Raw genomic sequence first — 16,691 nt, 5'->3', positions numbered from 1 at the left:
ATGGTGCATCCGGGAGGATTCGAACCTCCGACCGCTCGGTTCGTAGCCGAGTACTCTATCCAGCTGAGCTACGGATGCAAATGGCGGTGAGGCGGGGATTCGAACCCCGGATGCAGCTTTTGACCGCATACTCCCTTAGCAGGGGAGCGCCTTCAGCCTCTCGGCCACCTCACCAACAACGCCTCTTGCGAGTGCTTCGAAGAACTTGTTTCTGCTCATCGTCGCTGCGTGGCGCACATATTACTTTCTGGGACTTATAAGTCAAACAATTTTTCCAGTGCTTTTATCGTTTGCACATTTCACGCGCAATTAGTCTGCAAAAACGGCAAAAAGAGTGTTTTATCAACAGATAAATTGGCATTTTCTCCAGACGATGAACAAACAGAAAAATCGTAGAGAAAGGGAATAAGAGGATAGAAGTAGAGAAACAGGAGAGAAATGAACAACAGGAGAGAAATGAACAACAGGAGAGAAAAAGAAACCAACTAAATCAGGTTGCGCCTCACCTGAAAGGTGAGACGCGAAAACCTTAGTAACTGGACTGCTGGGATTTTTCAGCCTGGATACGCTGGTAGATCTCTTCACGATGGACAGATACTTCTTTCGGGGCGTTGACGCCAATGCGCACCTGGTTGCCCTTCACCCCTAAAACTGTCACGGTGACCTCATCGCCTATCATGAGGGTCTCACCAACTCGACGAGTCAGAATCAGCATTCTTTGCTCCTTGAAAGATTAAAAGAGTCGGGTCTCTCTGTATCCCGGCATTATCCATCATATAACGCCAAAAAGTAAGCGATGACAAACACCTAAGTGTAAGCAGTCACGGCATCACATTCTGTTAAACCTAAGTTTAGCCGATATACACAACTTCAACCTGACTTTATCATTGTCGATAGCATTGATTCGCATGCCGTAACCCAGGGTTACAGCATGCGCTAATGCTTATAGTTATTACAGTTTCGCGCTGACCCAGCCTTTCACACTGGCTAACGCTGCAGGCAGAGCCGCGGCATCCGTACCACCGGCTTGCGCCATGTCCGGACGACCACCACCCTTGCCGCCTACCTGCTGAGCGACCATCCCAATCAGCTCCCCTGCTTTCACGCGGTCTGTCACATCCTTAGACACGCCCGCAATCAGAGAAACCTTACCTTCTACTACCGTTGCCAGAACGACAACCGTAGATCCCAGTTGATTTTTCAGATCATCAACCATAGTACGCAACATTTTAGGTTCAACGTCCGTCAGCTCACTAACCAGCAGCTTCACGCCGTTGATATCAATCGCTTTACTGGAGAGATTTGCACTTTCCTGCGCCGCGGCCTGTTCCTTCAATTGCTGCAATTCTTTCTCGAGTTGACGTGTACGTTCCAGTACCGAACGCACTTTGTCACCCAGATTCTGGCTATCACCTTTTAGCAGTTGTGCAATATCGCTTAAGCGATCGCTCTCAGCATGCACGGTATTGATAGCGCCTTCACCGGTTACGGCTTCGATACGACGAACGCCCGCAGCAGTGCCGGATTCAGACACAATACGGAACAGACCGATATCACCGGTACGACTGGCGTGAGTACCGCCACACAATTCGGTTGAGAAATCGCCCATGCTCAGAACGCGTACATGGTCATCATACTTCTCACCAAACAGCGCCATTGCTCCTTTGGCTTTTGCCGCCTCAAGATCCATGACATTTGTTTCAATCGGCAGGTTGCGACGAATTTGCGCATTCACCAGATCTTCAACAGCACGAATTTCCGCCGGTTTCATCGCTTCAGTGTGAGAGAAGTCAAAACGCAGAACTTTATCGTTAACCAGTGAGCCTTTCTGTGACACGTGCGTGCCCAGAATCTGGCGTAACGCCGCATGCATCAGGTGTGTTGCGGAGTGGTTCAGACGAATACGCGCACGACGCGCTTCATCCACATCAGCCTGTACCGCATCGCCCACTTTCAGTGAACCCGCTGACAGCTTGCCAATGTGACCAATTGCCTGGCCATACTTTTGCGTGTCGCCCACTGCGAACGTAAAGCCAGCGCCTTTCAGCTCGCCTTTATCGCCAACCTGGCCACCGGATTCCGCATAGAACGGCGTCTGGTCCAGAACAACGACGGCATCCTGACCTGCGTTAATCGCATCTACCGCTTTACCATCCACAAACAGGGCGGTCACTTTGCCGTTCAGTTCCAGATGATCGTAGCCTTTAAATTCAGATGCACCATCAACGCGAATCATCGCGTTGTAATCTGCACCAAAACCGCTGGCTTCACGTGCACGACGGCGCTGCTCTTCCATCGCGGCTTCAAAACCAGCTTCGTCAACTTTGATGTTGCGCTCACGGCAAACGTCCGCCGTCAGGTCAACCGGGAAGCCGTAGGTGTCATACAGGCGGAATGCGGTTTCACCATCCAGCGTATCACCAGACAGTTTAGCCAGTTCTTCATCCAGCAGTGCCAGACCACGCTCCAGCGTACGAGCAAACTGATCTTCTTCCGTCTTCAGAACCTGCTCAACCAGCGCCTGCTGACGTTTCAGCTCTTCACCCGCAGAGCCCATCACCTCTACCAGCGGACCAACCAGCTTGTAGAAGAAGGTATCTTTCGCACCGAGCATGTTGCCATGGCGTACCGCGCGACGAATGATACGACGCAGCACATAACCACGGTTTTCATTCGACGGAACAACGCCATCGGCGATCAGGAATGCGCAGGAACGGATATGGTCGGCTATTACGCGCAGTGATTTGTTGCTCAGATCGGTTGCACCGGTCACTTTCGCCACGGACTCAATCAGCGAGCGGAACAGGTCAATCTCGTAGTTGGAGTTAACATGTTGCAGCACTGCCGCAATACGCTCCAGACCCATCCCCGTATCCACGGACGGTTTAGGCAGCGGTTCCATAGTACCGTCAGCCTGACGGTTGAACTGCATGAAGACGATGTTCCAGATCTCAATATAGCGATCGCCATCTTCTTCAGCACTTCCCGGAGGGCCACCCCAAATGTGGTCGCCGTGATCGTAGAAAATTTCGGTACACGGACCACACGGACCGGTGTCGCCCATCTGCCAGAAGTTATCGGAAGCATATGCCGCACCTTTGTTATCACCAATACGGATGATACGTTCGCGCGGAATCCCGACTTCTTTTTCCCAGATTTCATAGGCTTCATCGTCAGTTTCATAGACGGTTACCCACAGACGCTCTTTCGGCAGGGCAAACCAGTTTTCACCGGTCAGCAGTTCCCATGCATATTGAATAGCATCGTGTTTAAAGTAGTCGCCGAAGCTGAAGTTACCCAGCATTTCGAAGAAGGTATGGTGACGTGCAGTGTAACCGACGTTTTCCAGGTCATTGTGTTTACCGCCCGCGCGTACGCAACGCTGCGAGGTGGTTGCGCGGGAATAATTACGCTTATCGAGGCCAAGGAATACATCCTTGAACTGGTTCATCCCGGCGTTGGTAAACAACAAAGTAGGGTCATTGTTTGGTACCAAGGAGCTGCTGGCAACTACCTGATGTCCTTTACTATGGAAAAAATCGAGAAACGCCTGACGGATCTCAGCGGTGCTCTTGCTCATAATTATCCTGAAGAAATCAAGCTAACGAAATGTCATTACCAGCATCGGCACGCGATCTGCGCCTCTGGCAATCGAAAAGTGGGAATAAGATAAGTTTTCTTTACTGGGAAGTAAAATCCCGTATGCGCTCAATCGTCAAAATTTCGCCATATCGCCTGAATATCTTCCATCAGATAACCACGATAGAGCAAAAAACGCTGAACCTTTACCTTTTCTGAAAAAGCCACAGGCAAAGGCTCACCGTATTTTCTGATTGCCTGTTCTCGCGCAAGCTGCGCCCAGTCAATTTCACATTCACGCATTGCGCGCTCAATGGATTCACGTTGGATCCCTTTTTGCCCCAGCTCCTGGCGCACACGCGCGGGGCCATAGCCTTTGCGGCTGCGGCTGGCGATAAACTGCCGAACGAATCGGTCATCATCCAGGTAGCGACTTTCAATACACCAGGCAATAACCTTGTCGTAATCCTCAGGCGTAGCATCAATTTCTTCCGGTCCATTTTTCCCCATGACCGGAGCAGCCAGTTTTCGTCTTAGCTCCTGCTCACTGTGATCGCGCATGGCAAGAATACGAACAGCGCGGTCAAGTAGTCGGGACCAGGCGGAACGGCGAGGAATTGAATCTGTCATAGTGAGCCTTCAGAAATGGAAAAGGGCTGCATGATATGCAGCCCTTCTATGTGCGATAACGTCAGATTATCAGAAATCTTCGTTCGTTTCTTTTACATCTTCACCGCTGTCATCAACAGAGAAGTCTGGTTTTGAATCCGGGTTATTGAGCAGTAACTCGCGTACTTTCTTCTCAATTTCCTTCGCAGTTGCCGGGTTTTCCTTCAGCCAGTTAGTGGCATTCGCTTTACCCTGACCAATTTTCTCACCGTTGTAGCTGTACCATGCACCGGCTTTTTCAATCAGCTTCTCTTTAACGCCCAGATCAACCAGTTCGCCGTAGAAGTTGATACCTTCACCGTACAGGATCTGGAATTCAGCTTGTTTAAATGGCGCTGCAATTTTGTTTTTCACGACCTTAACGCGGGTTTCACTACCCACCACGTTATCGCCCTCTTTTACCGCGCCAATACGACGGATATCCAGACGAACAGAGGCGTAGAATTTCAGTGCGTTACCACCGGTGGTAGTTTCCGGGTTACCGAACATGACGCCAATTTTCATACGGATCTGGTTGATAAAAATCAGCAGCGTATTGGACTGTTTCAGGTTACCTGCCAGCTTACGCATTGCCTGACTCATCATACGCGCCGCGAGGCCCATGTGAGAGTCACCGATCTCGCCTTCGATTTCAGCTTTTGGTGTCAGTGCAGCAACGGAATCGACAACGATAACATCGACTGCACCGGAACGCGCCAGCGCGTCACAGATCTCCAGCGCTTGTTCACCGGTATCCGGCTGAGAACAAAGCAGGTTATCGATATCAACGCCAAGTTTACGAGCATAGACAGGATCAAGCGCGTGCTCTGCATCGATGAACGCACAAGTTTTACCTTCACGCTGTGCGGCAGCAATAACCTGCAGTGTCAGGGTCGTTTTACCGGAGGATTCTGGCCCGTAGATTTCGACGATACGCCCCATCGGCAAACCGCCCGCACCCAATGCGATATCCAGAGAAAGCGAACCGGTGGAGATGGTTTCTACGTCCATAGAACGGTCTTCACCCAGGCGCATGATGGAGCCTTTACCGAATTGCTTTTCGATCTGGCCCAGCGCTGCCGCCAACGCTTTCTGTTTGTTTTCGTCGATAGCCATTAATTACTCCTGTCATGCCGCTTTCGGGTTAAACCGCGAAACGTGAAAGATGATGTTCTGTTGTCGCAATTATACTGTATGCTCATACAGTATCAAGTATTTTGTAGAAATTGTTGCCACAGGGTCTGTAACGCATAGGCGGTCGCCTGCCGACGTACTGCATCGCGGTTACCACTGAAGCATTCCCGACGGGTAACCCCCTCGCCGCTTGCGCTGGCAAAAGCAAACCACACGGTGCCGACGGGCTTATCTTCACTCCCGCCATCTGGCCCTGCAATACCGCTGATCGAGACAGCGAAATGCGCACGAGCAGCTTTCAGCGCACCAATCGCCATTTCGACGACTACCGGTTCACTCACCGCGCCATGCTGTACCAGCGTTTCTTCTCGCACACCGATCATCTGTGATTTAGCTTCATTACTGTAAGTCACAAACCCGCGTTCAAACCAGGCGGAGCTTCCGGCAATATCGGTAATGGCTTTCGCTACCCAACCGCCGGTACAGGATTCTGCGGTAGTCACCGTCGCACCGCGCGCTTTCAACGCCAGCCCAACCCGCTCACTTAACTGCATCAGTTCACTGTCAGTCATTTCAGCCTCTGTCAGTAAAAAAAATATGCCGGACAAGATAGCACTTTCATAACAAAGATGGGGATGAGGAGAGTAATTTACGAGGGGGATTCAGAAAATAGATAAGCTGACTTAAAAATAGAGCCGGATACGATGCCTGCACATCGTATCCGGCAAGAATGATTATTGCACCCGTGCCAGCGCCACCGCCTGACCTAACTGCCAGACAGCCATCGCGTAATGCGTGCTGTGGTTATAGCGGGTAATGGTGTAGAAGTTCGGCAGTCCATACCAGTACTGATAACCGGTGCCGATATCCAGACGCAGCAAGCTGACCTGCTGGTGATTCCCTAACGGCTGCTGCGGCGTCAGACCTGCAGCAGCAAGCTGAGAAATGCTGTACTGGGTTTTAAAACCGTTCGCCAGCCCCGGTGCCTGGCCGTTTGCCGGGACAGCCACCATATCTCCTTTCACCCAGCCGTGGCCTTTGAAGTAATTTGCCACGCTACCGATGGCATCAACCGGATCCCACAGATTGATATGCCCATCGCCATTAAAATCGACAGCATATTCTTTGTAAGAGGACGGCATGAACTGCCCGTACCCCATTGCACCAGCGAAGGAACCTTTCAGATCCAGCGGGTCATCGCTTTCATCCCGTGCCATCAGCAGGAAAGTTTCCAGTTCACCGGAAAAGTATTCTGCCCGGCGCGGATAGTTAAATGACAGGGTCGCCAGCGCATCCAGAATACGCGTTTTACCCATCACGCGGCCCCAGCGAGTTTCCACCCCAATAATACCTACGATAATTTCCGGCGGCACGCCGTAAACCTGCCATGCACGCTTCAGAGCATCTTCATGCTGATTCCAGAATGCCACGCCGTTTTGCACGTTATCCGGGGTAATGAACTGCTTGCGATAGCGCAGCCAGGCTCCGTTAGGTCCGGCTGGCGGCTGGGTAGTCGGTGCCTGACGGTCCATCAGACGCAGAACATAATCCAGACGCTTGGCCTGCGACAGGATCTCTTGCAACTGTTGACGGTCAAAACCGTGCTTGCTCACCATCTTCTCGATGAACTGCTGTGCGTTCGGATTATTGGCAAAGTCACCACCCGACAGCATGACATTGTGTTGCGGCTCAAGCAGGAAGCCGCCGGATGGCGTTCCCGTGGTCGTTTGAGTCTCTGAAGGTTTCGGTTTGCTGCTACAGGCAGCAAGCAACACACAAAGGGGAAGTAATGCTACATAACGACGCTTGAACATGGGACATCCATTAAACAGATTCAGCCTGGGAGAAGTATGGTAAAGCATCCCCCGCCAAACAAGGAAGCAGTCCTCACAGAATAAATACCATTCCCACTTATCTCATCAATCCCCTTCCCACAAACTTTCAAAATAAAATATTTATCTTTCATTTTGCGATCAAAATAACACTTTAAATTCTTTCATTGTGATTAAAATAAATCACCTTTTGGAAAGGTAACTAACCCCTACAGGAGAGAATAATGATCGAAACCATCACCCTGGGCGCAGAGTGGTTCATTGGGCTGTTCCAGAAAGGCGGAGAAGTATTCACCAGTATGGTGACCGGTATTCTTCCGCTCTTGATTAGTCTGCTGGTCATCATGAACGCGCTGATTAACTTCATTGGCCAGCAGCGCATTGAGCGATTTGCTCAGCGCTGTGCCGGAAATCCGTTATCCCGCTATCTGCTGCTACCTTGCATCGGTACTTTTGTATTTTGTAACCCCATGACCCTGAGCCTGGGTCGTTTTATGCCTGAAAGATACAAACCCAGCTACTACGCTGCAGCTTCTTATAGCTGCCACTCAATGAACGGATTATTCCCTCATATCAACCCCGGTGAGCTGTTTGTCTATCTGGGCATTGCCAGCGGCCTGACGACGCTTGGTCTCCCCCTCGGCCCGCTCGCGGTGAGCTATTTGCTGGTCGGTCTGGTCACGAACTTTTTCCGCGGCTGGGTAACCGACCTCACCACCTCCATCTTTGAGAAAAAAATGGGCATCCAACTTGAACAGAAAGTCCGTCTGTCTGGAGCGACATCATGATGCGTATTCGTATTGAAAAAGGCACTGGCGGTTGGGGTGGCCCACTCGAACTGGAGGCGACGCCTGGGAAGAAAATTGTCTATATCACTGCCGGAACACGCCCCGCGATTGTCGACAAATTGGCACAGTTAACCGGCTGGCAGGCGGTAGATGGGTTTAAAGAAGGCGAGCCACCTGAAGAGGAAATTGGTGCCGCGATCATTGACTGCGGCGGCACACTGCGCTGCGGGATCTATCCGAAGCGGCGCATACCAACGCTGAACATTCATGCCACGGGTAAATCCGGTCCGCTGGCCCAGTACATTGTCGAAGATATCTATGTCTCTGGCGTAAAAGAAGAAAACATTACCGTTGTCGGTGAAACATCTGCCGCACCTCAGTCCACAAACACCACTGCGGGCCGCGATTACGACACCAGCAAAAAGATTACCGAGCAGAGCGATGGCCTGCTGGCGAAAGTGGGTATGGGGATGGGATCCGCCGTAGCAGTGCTGTTCCAGTCCGGACGAGACACGATTGATACCGTGTTGAAAACCATTCTGCCCTTTATGGCATTCGTCTCGGCGCTGATCGGCATCATCATGGCTTCCGGTCTGGGCGACTGGATAGCTCACGGCCTCGCACCGCTGGCCAGCCATCCGTTAGGGCTGGTAACGCTGGCGCTGATCTGTTCTTTCCCACTGTTGTCCCCTTTCCTCGGCCCTGGCGCCGTAATCGCCCAGGTTATCGGGGTACTGATAGGTGTACAGATTGGTCTGGGTAATATCCCGCCACATCTGGCACTGCCTGCCTTATTCGCAATTAACGCCCAGGCGGCCTGCGACTTTATCCCGGTGGGTTTATCGCTGGCGGAAGCCCGTCAGGATACCGTGCGCGTTGGCGTGCCATCGGTGCTGGTGAGCCGCTTCCTGACCGGCGCACCAACCGTTCTCATTGCCTGGTTTGTTTCCGGCTTTATTTACCAATAAGAGGTTCCGAAGATGACCGTGATTTATCAGACCACCATCACCCGTATTGGCCAGAGCGCGCCGGATGCACTTTGCGATCAAATGCTGATTACCTTTCGTGAAGGCGCACCTGCGGATATCGAAGAATTTTGCTTCATTCATTGCCATGGAGAGCTGAACGGCTCTCTGCAAGCCGGCGTCCAGTTCGAGCTGGGACAGCATCACTATCCGGTCACGGCCGTTGGCAGCGTTGCGGAACAAAACTTACGTGAGCTGGGGCATATCACCCTGCGTTTTGACGGACTGAGTGAAGCGGAATTCCCCGGCACTGTACACGTTGCGGGACCAGTACCAGACGGTATCGCACCGGGCTGTATTTTGAAGTTTGTTGCTTAAGATTGAAGGAGATAAAAATGAATCAAGTTGCCGTTGTCATTGGTGGAGGCCAGACTCTGGGTGCATTCCTTTGCCGTGGGCTTGCTACAGAAGGATACCGCGTTGCGGTGGTGGATATTCAAAGCGATAAAGCAGCGAATGTGGCACAGGAGATTAATGCGGAGTTTGGTGAGGGTACCGCTTACGGCTTTGGTGCCGACGCCACCAGCGAACAGAGCGTACTGGCGTTATCACGCGGAGTGGATGAAATATTCGGCCGCGCTGATCTGCTGGTTTACAGCGCGGGCATCGCCAAAGCAGCGTTCATCAGTGACTTTGAGCTTGGAGATTTTGATCGCTCTTTACAGGTGAACCTGGTCGGTTACTTCCTTTGTGCACGTGAATTCTCACGTCTGATGATCCGTGACGGCATTCAGGGCCGCATTATCCAGATCAACTCAAAATCAGGCAAAGTAGGCAGTAAACACAACTCCGGTTACAGCGCCGCTAAATTTGGCGGCGTGGGTTTAACCCAGTCGCTGGCGCTGGATCTGGCGGAATATGGTATTACCGTACATTCACTGATGCTTGGTAACTTGTTGAAATCACCGATGTTCCAGTCTTTATTACCGCAATATGCGACCAAACTCGGCCTCAAGCCGGATGAAGTGGAGCAGTATTACATTGATAAGGTTCCCCTCAAACGCGGCTGCGATTATCAGGATGTGCTGAATATGCTGCTGTTTTATGCCAGCCCGAAAGCGTCTTACTGCACCGGACAGTCCATTAATGTGACCGGCGGTCAGGTGATGTTTTAATGTTGAATTGCCGGATGGCGGTTCCACCATATCCGTCCTACGCCCTCCCTGTAGGCCGGGTAAGCCCAGCGCCACCCGGCACATAAGCAAGGAGCAATAACATGGTTTCTGCACTGATAACCGTCGCCGCCATCGCCTGGTGCCTGCAGCTGGCGCTGGGGGGTTGGCAAATATCCCGTTTTAATCGCGCGTTCGATAAGCTCTGTCAGCAGGGACGAGTCGGCGTAGGTCGTTCCGGCGGGCGCTTTAAACCGCGTGTAGTTGTCGCCATTGCGCTGGATGAGCAACAACGGGTAACCGATACTTTATTTATGAAAGGACTTACCGTATTCGCTAAGCCAATAAAAATTGCCACGATAATGGGTAAACATCTTGATGAATTACAGCCTGATGTGATCTTTCCCCATGATCCGCTCTCGCAGAATGCACTATCATTGGCGCTTAAACTGAAACATGGATAATTTCGTTGTGAATGCTAATAGCTTGCGAAATTATCATTTCGCAACCTATACAGGGTGATCATGCCTATGAAACCTCGTCAGCGTCAGGCTGCAATACTGGAGCATCTGCAAAAACAGGGGAAATGCTCGGTTGAAGAACTGGCACAATACTTTGACACTACCGGCACGACCATTCGCAAAGACCTGGTCATTCTGGAAAATGCCGGAACCGTCATTCGTACCTATGGCGGTGTAGTATTAAACAAAGACGAATCCGACCCGCCTATCGATCACAAAACGCTAATCAACACGCATAAGAAAGAGCAAATTGCCGAAGCCGCCGTACGATATATTCACGATGGCGACTCTATCATTCTTGATGCAGGCAGCACCGTTTTACAGATGGTGCCAATGCTCACCCGCTTTAGCAATATCACCGTCATGACCAACAGTCTGCACATTGTTAACGCCCTTTCGGAGCTGGACAATGAGCAAACCATCCTGATGCCAGGCGGTACGTTTCGCAAAAAATCTGCGTCATTTCACGGTCAGTTGGCAGAAAACGCCTTTGAGCAGTTCAGCTTTGATAAACTCTTCATGGGTACCGATGGCATTGACCTTAATGCCGGAGTGACCACCTTTAATGAGGTCTACACCGTCAGTAAAGCGATGTGCAATGCCGCTCGCGAAGTGATTCTGATGGCGGACTCATCAAAATTCGGGCGTAAAAGCCCCAATGTTGTGTGCAGTCTGGAAAGCGTCGACAAGCTGATTACCGATGCAGGCATCGATCCTGTATTTCGTCAGGCGCTGGAAGCAAAAGGGATTGAAGTGATCATAACCGGAGAAACCAATGAGTGATGCACTACTGAACGCGGGCCGTCAGACGTTAATGCTGGAACTACAGGAAGCCAGCCGACTGCCAGAACGTCTGGGCGATGATTTTGTCCGCGCCGCCAATACCATTATCCACTGCGAAGGCAAAGTCATTGTTTCCGGTATTGGCAAGTCTGGTCATATTGGCAAAAAAATCGCGGCGACTCTCGCCAGCACCGGCACCCCGGCCTTTTTTGTGCATCCTGCGGAAGCGCTGCACGGCGACTTAGGGATGATTGAAAGTCGCGATGTGATGCTGTTCATCTCTTACTCCGGTGGTGCAAAAGAGTTGGATCTCATTATTCCGCGCCTGGAGGACAAATCCGTCGCCCTGCTGGCGATGACAGGAAAACCGACCTCACCGTTGGGCCTGGCGGCAAAAGCCGTACTGGATATTTCGGTGGAGCGCGAAGCCTGCCCGATGCGCCTGGCGCCGACATCCAGCACCGTCAACACCCTGATGATGGGCGATGCGCTGGCAATTGCCGTGATGCAGGCGCGTGGTTTTAACGAAGAAGATTTTGCCCGTTCCCATCCGGCCGGTGCGTTGGGTGCACGTTTGTTAAATAAGGTGCACCACCTGATGCGTCGCGACGATGCCGTACCACAGGTCACGCTCACCACCAGCGTCATGGATGCCATGCTGGAACTGAGCCGTACCGGTCTGGGCCTGGTGGCGGTCTGCGACGAACAAGCGTTAGTGAAAGGCGTATTTACCGACGGTGACCTGCGCCGCTGGCTGGTCGGTGGCGGCGCACTCACTACTCAGGTTAGCGAAGCGATGACCCCCAATGGCATTACGCTGCAGGCGCAAAGCCGCGCAATTGATGCCAAAGAGATCCTGATGAAGCGCAAAATTACCGCCGCACCGGTGGTGGACGAAAACGGCAAACTCACCGGCGCTATCAACCTGCAGGATTTCTACCAGGCAGGAATTATCTAATCCTTCAGTCCCAGACGTTTCGCCAACCGGTGCAGGTTGGCGACGTCGGTTTCCAGCGCTCGCGCGCTTGCCGCCCAGCTGTGGTTATTCTGCGCCAGTGCCCGGCGGATCATCTCCCGCTGAAATGATTCTGTTGCCTCACGCAGGTTATGAGCCTGCGGCATCTCTGCGATGACTTCGGCCTGCGGCGAATGAACATCTTCCTGTAAAGCAAAATGCTGTGCTTCCAGTACCACTTCATCCCCTGCCCTTGTCGCCCTTGCCAGCACCACTGCACGATGAATAGCATGCTCGAGTTCACGGACGTTTCCGGGCCAGCCGTAGTTCAGCAGATGAGTTCGTGCCCCAGGACTGAGCACCACGCGAGAAAGCCCCAGTCTCAGCCGACACTGTTCGCAAAAATACCCTGCCAGCAACACGACATCGTCACCGCGTTCACGCAGCGGCGGTACGGAAAGCGGGAAGACGCTCAGGCGATGGAACAAATCGGCACGGAAATTTCCGGCCAGCACTTCTTCACGTAAATCACGGTTAGTGGCCGCCAGCACACGGACATCCACACGCAGACTGCGATCGTCCCCGACGCGTTGAATATCCCCATACTGCAACACGCGCAGCAGCTTGGCCTGTAGCGCCAGTGACAGCTCGCCAATCTCATCCAGAAACAGCGTGCCGTTATCTGCCATTTCAAACTTGCCGCTACGATTGCTGATGGCTCCGGTAAATGCCCCCTTCACGTGACCAAACAGCTCGCTTTCTGCCACACTTTCCGGCAACGCGGCACAGTTCAGATACACCAGCGGATTCACCGCTCGCGGTGAGCCTTCATGGATGGCTTTCGCCACCAGCTCTTTGCCTGTCCCCGTTTCACCGCTGATAAGCACGTTGAGATCAGAGCCTGCCACAATCTCAATTTCTTTTTTCAACTGCATCATATTGGGCGACAGGCCAATCATCTGCGTTTCAGTGACCTGCTCAAAGGCAGTCGACGAACCCGGCAGCATATTCTGGCTTTCCAGTTGTTCAATCAACAATGCATTGCTCAGCGCGCCCGCCGCCAGAGCGGCAATCAGGCGTAGTTCTTCATCGCTGAACACATCGAACTGGTCAGGTTCCATACCATCAAGCGTCAGCGCGCCTATCAGATTTTGTCCGGCAAACAGCGGCAACCCGATGCAGGCATGAACCTTCAGGCTTTCCTGACCCGGAATCAGCCCGTCGTATGGGTCGGGTAAATCGCTGTCGGCAGGAAAGCGCACGACATCGCCTGCACGGGCGATCGCTTCCAGGCGCGGATGGCCCTCCAGCGTAAAACGCCTGCCGAGGACATCCTGTGCCAGCCCGTCAATTGCCAGGGGAATGAACTGTCGGGACTCGTAGCGCAGCAGCGCCGAAGCATCACACTCCAACACCTGGCGCAGGGTGGTGATCAGACGTTGAAAACGATCCTGATGCCCAATACCGCTTTGTAATTCAATGGCGATGCCCGCCAGGACATCAACTGAAAAGCTCATGACTACCTCATTGTCATTTTGACAATTCATATTGTCATATTGACAATAAATTAAATAGTCATTTTGACTACCATTTTTGGGGTATAAAAATTAAAACTTTATAAATCAAATAAATAAAAAACTGGCACGCAATCTGCAATAAGCAAAACATCTTTTTTTGAAAAACGCTGAATTAATTGAGGTTGCTATGTCTATTCTGGTTAAAAATAACATTCATTGGGTTGGCCAACGTGACTGGGAAGTTCGTGATTTCCACGGAACCGAATACAAAACGCTGCGCGGCAGCAGCTACAACAGCTATCTCATCCGTGAAGAAAAAAATGTCCTGATCGATACAGTAGACCACAAGTTTAGCCGTGAATTCGTGCAAAATCTGCGCAGTGAAATTGACCTGGCGGATATTGACTACATCATCATTAACCATGCAGAAGAAGATCATGCCGGTGCGCTGACCGAACTGATGTCCTGCATTCCGGATACCCCGATTTACTGTACCAATAACGCCATTGATTCCATTACCGGACATCATCATCACCCGGAATGGAACTTCAACGTGGTTAAAACCGGCGACTCACTGGATATTGGTAACGGTAAGCAGTTGATCTTCGTAGAAACCCCGATGCTGCACTGGCCTGACAGCATGATGACCTACATGACCGGCGACGCCGTCCTGTTCAGTAACGACGCCTTCGGTCAGCATTACTGTGACGAACGTCTGTTTAACGACGAAGTGGACCAGACTGAACTGTTCGAACAGTGCCAACGCTACTATGCCAACATCCTGACGCCATTCAGCCGTCTGGTGACACCGAAAATCACCGAGATCCTCGGCTTTAATTTGCCGGTCGATATGATTGCCACCTCTCACGGTGTGGTATGGCGTGACAACCCAACACAGATCGTTGAACTGTATCTGAAATGGGCGGCAGATTATCAGGAAGATCGCATCACGATTTTCTACGACACCATGTCCAACAACACTCGCATGATGGCAGATGCTATTGCGCAAGGGATCAACGAAGTTGACCCGAATGTGGCGGTCAAAATCTTTAACGTCGCCCGTAGCGATAAGAACGAAATCCTGACCAACGTCTTCCGCTCCAAAGGCGTGCTGGTCGGTACATCTACCATGAACAACGTGATGATGCCGAAAATCGCGGGTCTGGTTGAGGAGATGACAGGTCTGCGTTTTCGTAACAAACGCGCCAGCGCCTTTGGTTCACACGGCTGGAGCGGCGGCGCGGTAGACCGTCTGTCTACCCGTCTGCAGGACGCTGGTTTCGAAATGTCTCTGAGCCTGAAAGCGAAATGGCGTCCGGACCTGGATGCGCTGGAACTGTGCCGTCAGCACGGTCGTGAAATTGCACGTCAGTGGGCGCTTGCTCCGCTGCCGGAAACCAATGTGAAAGCAACAACTAAAGAAGAAGAGTGCGCCTGTGCCGCCGCCGCTGCCGCCGATCTCGGACCTTGCATGCAGTGCAGCGTCTGCCAGTGGATCTACGATCCCGCTAAAGGCGAACCTTTACAAGATGTCGCACCGGGTACTCCGTGGAGCGACGTGCCGGATAACTTCCTGTGCCCGGAATGTTCATTAGGTAAAGATGTCTTCGACGTACTGGCAACGGAGGCAAAATGAGCCACGGAATTGTCATCATTGGTTCGGGCTTCGCCGCCCGCCAGTTAGTCAAAAATATCCGTAAACAGGATGCTACAGTCCCGCTGACGCTGATTGCCGCTGACAGCATGGACGAGTACAACAAACCCGATCTCAGCCACGTTATCAGCCAGGCACAACGTGCCGATGACCTCACCCGCCAGTCGGCGGGGGAGTTCGCCGAACAGTTTACATTACGCTTATTCCCGCACACCTGGGTTACCGATATTGATGCCGAAGCCCACGTAGTGAAAAGCCAGGACAAACAGTGGCAGTATGACAAACTGGTGCTGGCAACCGGGGCGTCAGCCTTTGTACCTCCGGTTACCGGACGTGAGTTAATGCTTACTCTTAACAGCCAACAGGAGTATCGCGCCTGTGAAACACAACTTCGTGACGCCCGGCGTGTTCTGATTGTCGGCGGTGGCTTAATTGGCAGCGAACTGGCAATGGATTTCTGTCGCGCCGGTAAAGCGGTGACGCTTATCGATAACGCCGCCAGTATTCTGGCTTCGTTAATGCCGCCGGAAGTGAGCAGCCGCTTGCAGCATCGCCTGACCGACATGGGTGTGCATTTGCTGCTGAAATCGCAATTACTGGAGCTGGAGAAAACCAGCACCGGTATTCGCGCCACGCTCGATCGTCACCGTAGCGTAGAAGTTGATGCGGTGATTGCGGCAACAGGTTTACGTCCTGAAACGGCGCTGGCGCGACGTGCTGGATTAACCATCAACCGTGGTGTTTGCGTCGACAGCTACCTGCAAACCAGTCATCCGGATATTTACGCCCTTGGCGACTGTGCGGAAATCAATGGTCAGGTGTTGCCGTTCCTGCAACCCATTCAGCTTAGCGCGATGTATCTGGCGAAAAATCTGCTCGGCGGCAACGCCCCGCTGAAACTGCCAGCCATGCTGGTAAAAATCAAAACGCCGGAGCTGCCATTACATCTGGCAGGGGAAACCCAGCGCCGGGATCTGAACTGGCACATTGCAGCGGAAGCACAAGGTATGGTCGCCAGAGGAACGAACAGCGAAGGCCAGTTATGCGCCTTCGTGGTCAGTGAGGACAGAATGAAGGAGGCTTTCGCTCTGTTGAAAACGCTGCCCGTGTAAACAATGTAGTGCCATCGCTTGATTTATTAAC

Annotated in this window: 16 protein-coding genes and 2 tRNA genes; 9 read left to right on the top strand and 9 right to left on the bottom strand. The window is 52.2% G+C overall.

Features of this window, described 5'->3' with window-relative positions; all coding sequences use genetic code 11:
- Position 1 precedes the first annotated feature (1 nt).
- The 8 genes from OGX98_RS15310 to mltB all read right to left on the bottom strand — a co-directional run bounded on the left by OGX98_RS15310 (position 2) and on the right by mltB (position 7,175).
- A tRNA-Arg gene (locus OGX98_RS15310) sits at positions 2–78 on the bottom strand.
- Between the two features lie 3 nt (positions 79–81).
- Positions 82–174, bottom strand: a tRNA-Ser gene (locus OGX98_RS15305).
- 355 nt (positions 175–529) lie between these two features.
- Positions 530–715: a carbon storage regulator CsrA gene (gene csrA, locus OGX98_RS15300; protein ID WP_000906486.1), complete on the bottom strand. Its 186-nt coding sequence runs from the start codon at positions 713–715 to the stop codon at positions 530–532.
- A gap of 237 nt (positions 716–952) precedes the next feature.
- Positions 953–3,580 (bottom strand): alanine--tRNA ligase, encoded by a 2,628-nt coding sequence (alaS, locus tag OGX98_RS15295; protein ID WP_286595486.1) that lies wholly within the window; start codon positions 3,578–3,580, stop codon positions 953–955.
- A gap of 128 nt (positions 3,581–3,708) precedes the next feature.
- Entirely contained in the window at positions 3,709–4,209 is a 501-nt protein-coding gene (gene recX / locus OGX98_RS15290) for a recombination regulator RecX (RefSeq protein ID WP_286595485.1), read from the bottom strand.
- A 69-nt stretch (positions 4,210–4,278) separates the two neighbouring features.
- Positions 4,279–5,343 carry a recombinase RecA gene (recA, locus tag OGX98_RS15285; protein ID WP_016154166.1) on the bottom strand — a complete coding sequence of 355 codons (1,065 nt, stop codon included), beginning with the start codon at positions 5,341–5,343 and terminating at the stop codon, positions 4,279–4,281.
- Between the two features lie 92 nt (positions 5,344–5,435).
- On the bottom strand, positions 5,436–5,933 hold the full coding sequence (pncC, locus tag OGX98_RS15280) for a nicotinamide-nucleotide amidase (protein ID WP_045446621.1): 498 nt from the start codon (positions 5,931–5,933) through the stop codon (positions 5,436–5,438).
- 162 nt (positions 5,934–6,095) lie between these two features.
- Positions 6,096–7,175 (bottom strand): lytic murein transglycosylase B, encoded by a 1,080-nt coding sequence (mltB, locus tag OGX98_RS15275; protein WP_045446624.1) that lies wholly within the window; start codon positions 7,173–7,175, stop codon positions 6,096–6,098.
- Between the two features lie 242 nt (positions 7,176–7,417).
- Between mltB and srlA the strand changes: the two genes are divergently transcribed.
- The 7 genes from srlA (at position 7,418) to gutQ (ending at position 12,380) form a co-directional block, all read left to right on the top strand.
- Positions 7,418–7,981 (top strand): PTS glucitol/sorbitol transporter subunit IIC, encoded by a 564-nt coding sequence (gene srlA / locus OGX98_RS15270; RefSeq protein WP_045446627.1) that lies wholly within the window; start codon positions 7,418–7,420, stop codon positions 7,979–7,981.
- Positions 7,978–8,949, top strand: a complete 972-nt coding sequence (srlE, locus tag OGX98_RS15265) for a PTS glucitol/sorbitol transporter subunit IIB (protein WP_045446629.1) — start codon at positions 7,978–7,980, stop codon at positions 8,947–8,949. The genes srlA and srlE overlap by 4 nt, the downstream gene beginning before the upstream one ends.
- A 12-nt stretch (positions 8,950–8,961) precedes the next feature.
- Positions 8,962–9,324 (top strand): PTS glucitol/sorbitol transporter subunit IIA, encoded by a 363-nt coding sequence (gene srlB, locus OGX98_RS15260; RefSeq protein WP_045446632.1) that lies wholly within the window; start codon positions 8,962–8,964, stop codon positions 9,322–9,324.
- A gap of 17 nt (positions 9,325–9,341) precedes the next feature.
- The gene (gene srlD / locus OGX98_RS15255; RefSeq protein ID WP_045446635.1) at positions 9,342–10,121 is read left to right on the top strand and encodes a sorbitol-6-phosphate dehydrogenase; all 780 of its coding nucleotides are present in this window, start codon (positions 9,342–9,344) and stop codon (positions 10,119–10,121) included.
- A 101-nt stretch (positions 10,122–10,222) separates the two neighbouring features.
- Positions 10,223–10,582, top strand: coding sequence for a transcriptional regulator GutM (gutM, locus tag OGX98_RS15250; protein ID WP_045446638.1), 360 nt, complete (start codon positions 10,223–10,225; stop codon positions 10,580–10,582).
- A gap of 66 nt (positions 10,583–10,648) precedes the next feature.
- A complete protein-coding gene (srlR, locus tag OGX98_RS15245; protein ID WP_045449764.1) occupies positions 10,649–11,422 on the top strand; it encodes a glucitol operon DNA-binding transcriptional repressor SrlR in 774 nt (257 codons plus the stop codon).
- Positions 11,415–12,380 carry an arabinose-5-phosphate isomerase GutQ gene (gene gutQ / locus OGX98_RS15240; protein WP_045446641.1) on the top strand — a complete coding sequence of 322 codons (966 nt, stop codon included), beginning with the start codon at positions 11,415–11,417 and terminating at the stop codon, positions 12,378–12,380. Before srlR ends, gutQ begins: the two co-directional genes overlap by 8 nt.
- On the opposite strand, the gene norR is transcribed toward gutQ, so the two are convergent.
- A complete protein-coding gene (norR, locus tag OGX98_RS15235) occupies positions 12,377–13,894 on the bottom strand; it encodes a nitric oxide reductase transcriptional regulator NorR (protein WP_048220695.1) in 1,518 nt (505 codons plus the stop codon). The genes gutQ and norR overlap by 4 nt on opposite strands.
- A 187-nt stretch (positions 13,895–14,081) precedes the next feature.
- Between norR and norV the strand changes: the two genes are divergently transcribed.
- A complete protein-coding gene (norV, locus tag OGX98_RS15230) occupies positions 14,082–15,530 on the top strand; it encodes an anaerobic nitric oxide reductase flavorubredoxin (protein ID WP_200012366.1) in 1,449 nt (482 codons plus the stop codon).
- Positions 15,527–16,660, top strand: a complete 1,134-nt coding sequence (gene norW, locus OGX98_RS15225; protein WP_286595483.1) for an NADH:flavorubredoxin reductase NorW — start codon at positions 15,527–15,529, stop codon at positions 16,658–16,660. Before norV ends, norW begins: the two co-directional genes overlap by 4 nt.
- The last annotated feature ends 31 nt before the right edge of the window (positions 16,661–16,691 follow it).

The organism is Citrobacter sp. Cm046 (assembly GCF_030333065.1).
Lineage (GTDB): Bacteria > Pseudomonadota > Gammaproteobacteria > Enterobacterales > Enterobacteriaceae > Citrobacter > Citrobacter murliniae.
This window is presented reverse-complemented; position numbering and strand designations above follow the sequence as displayed.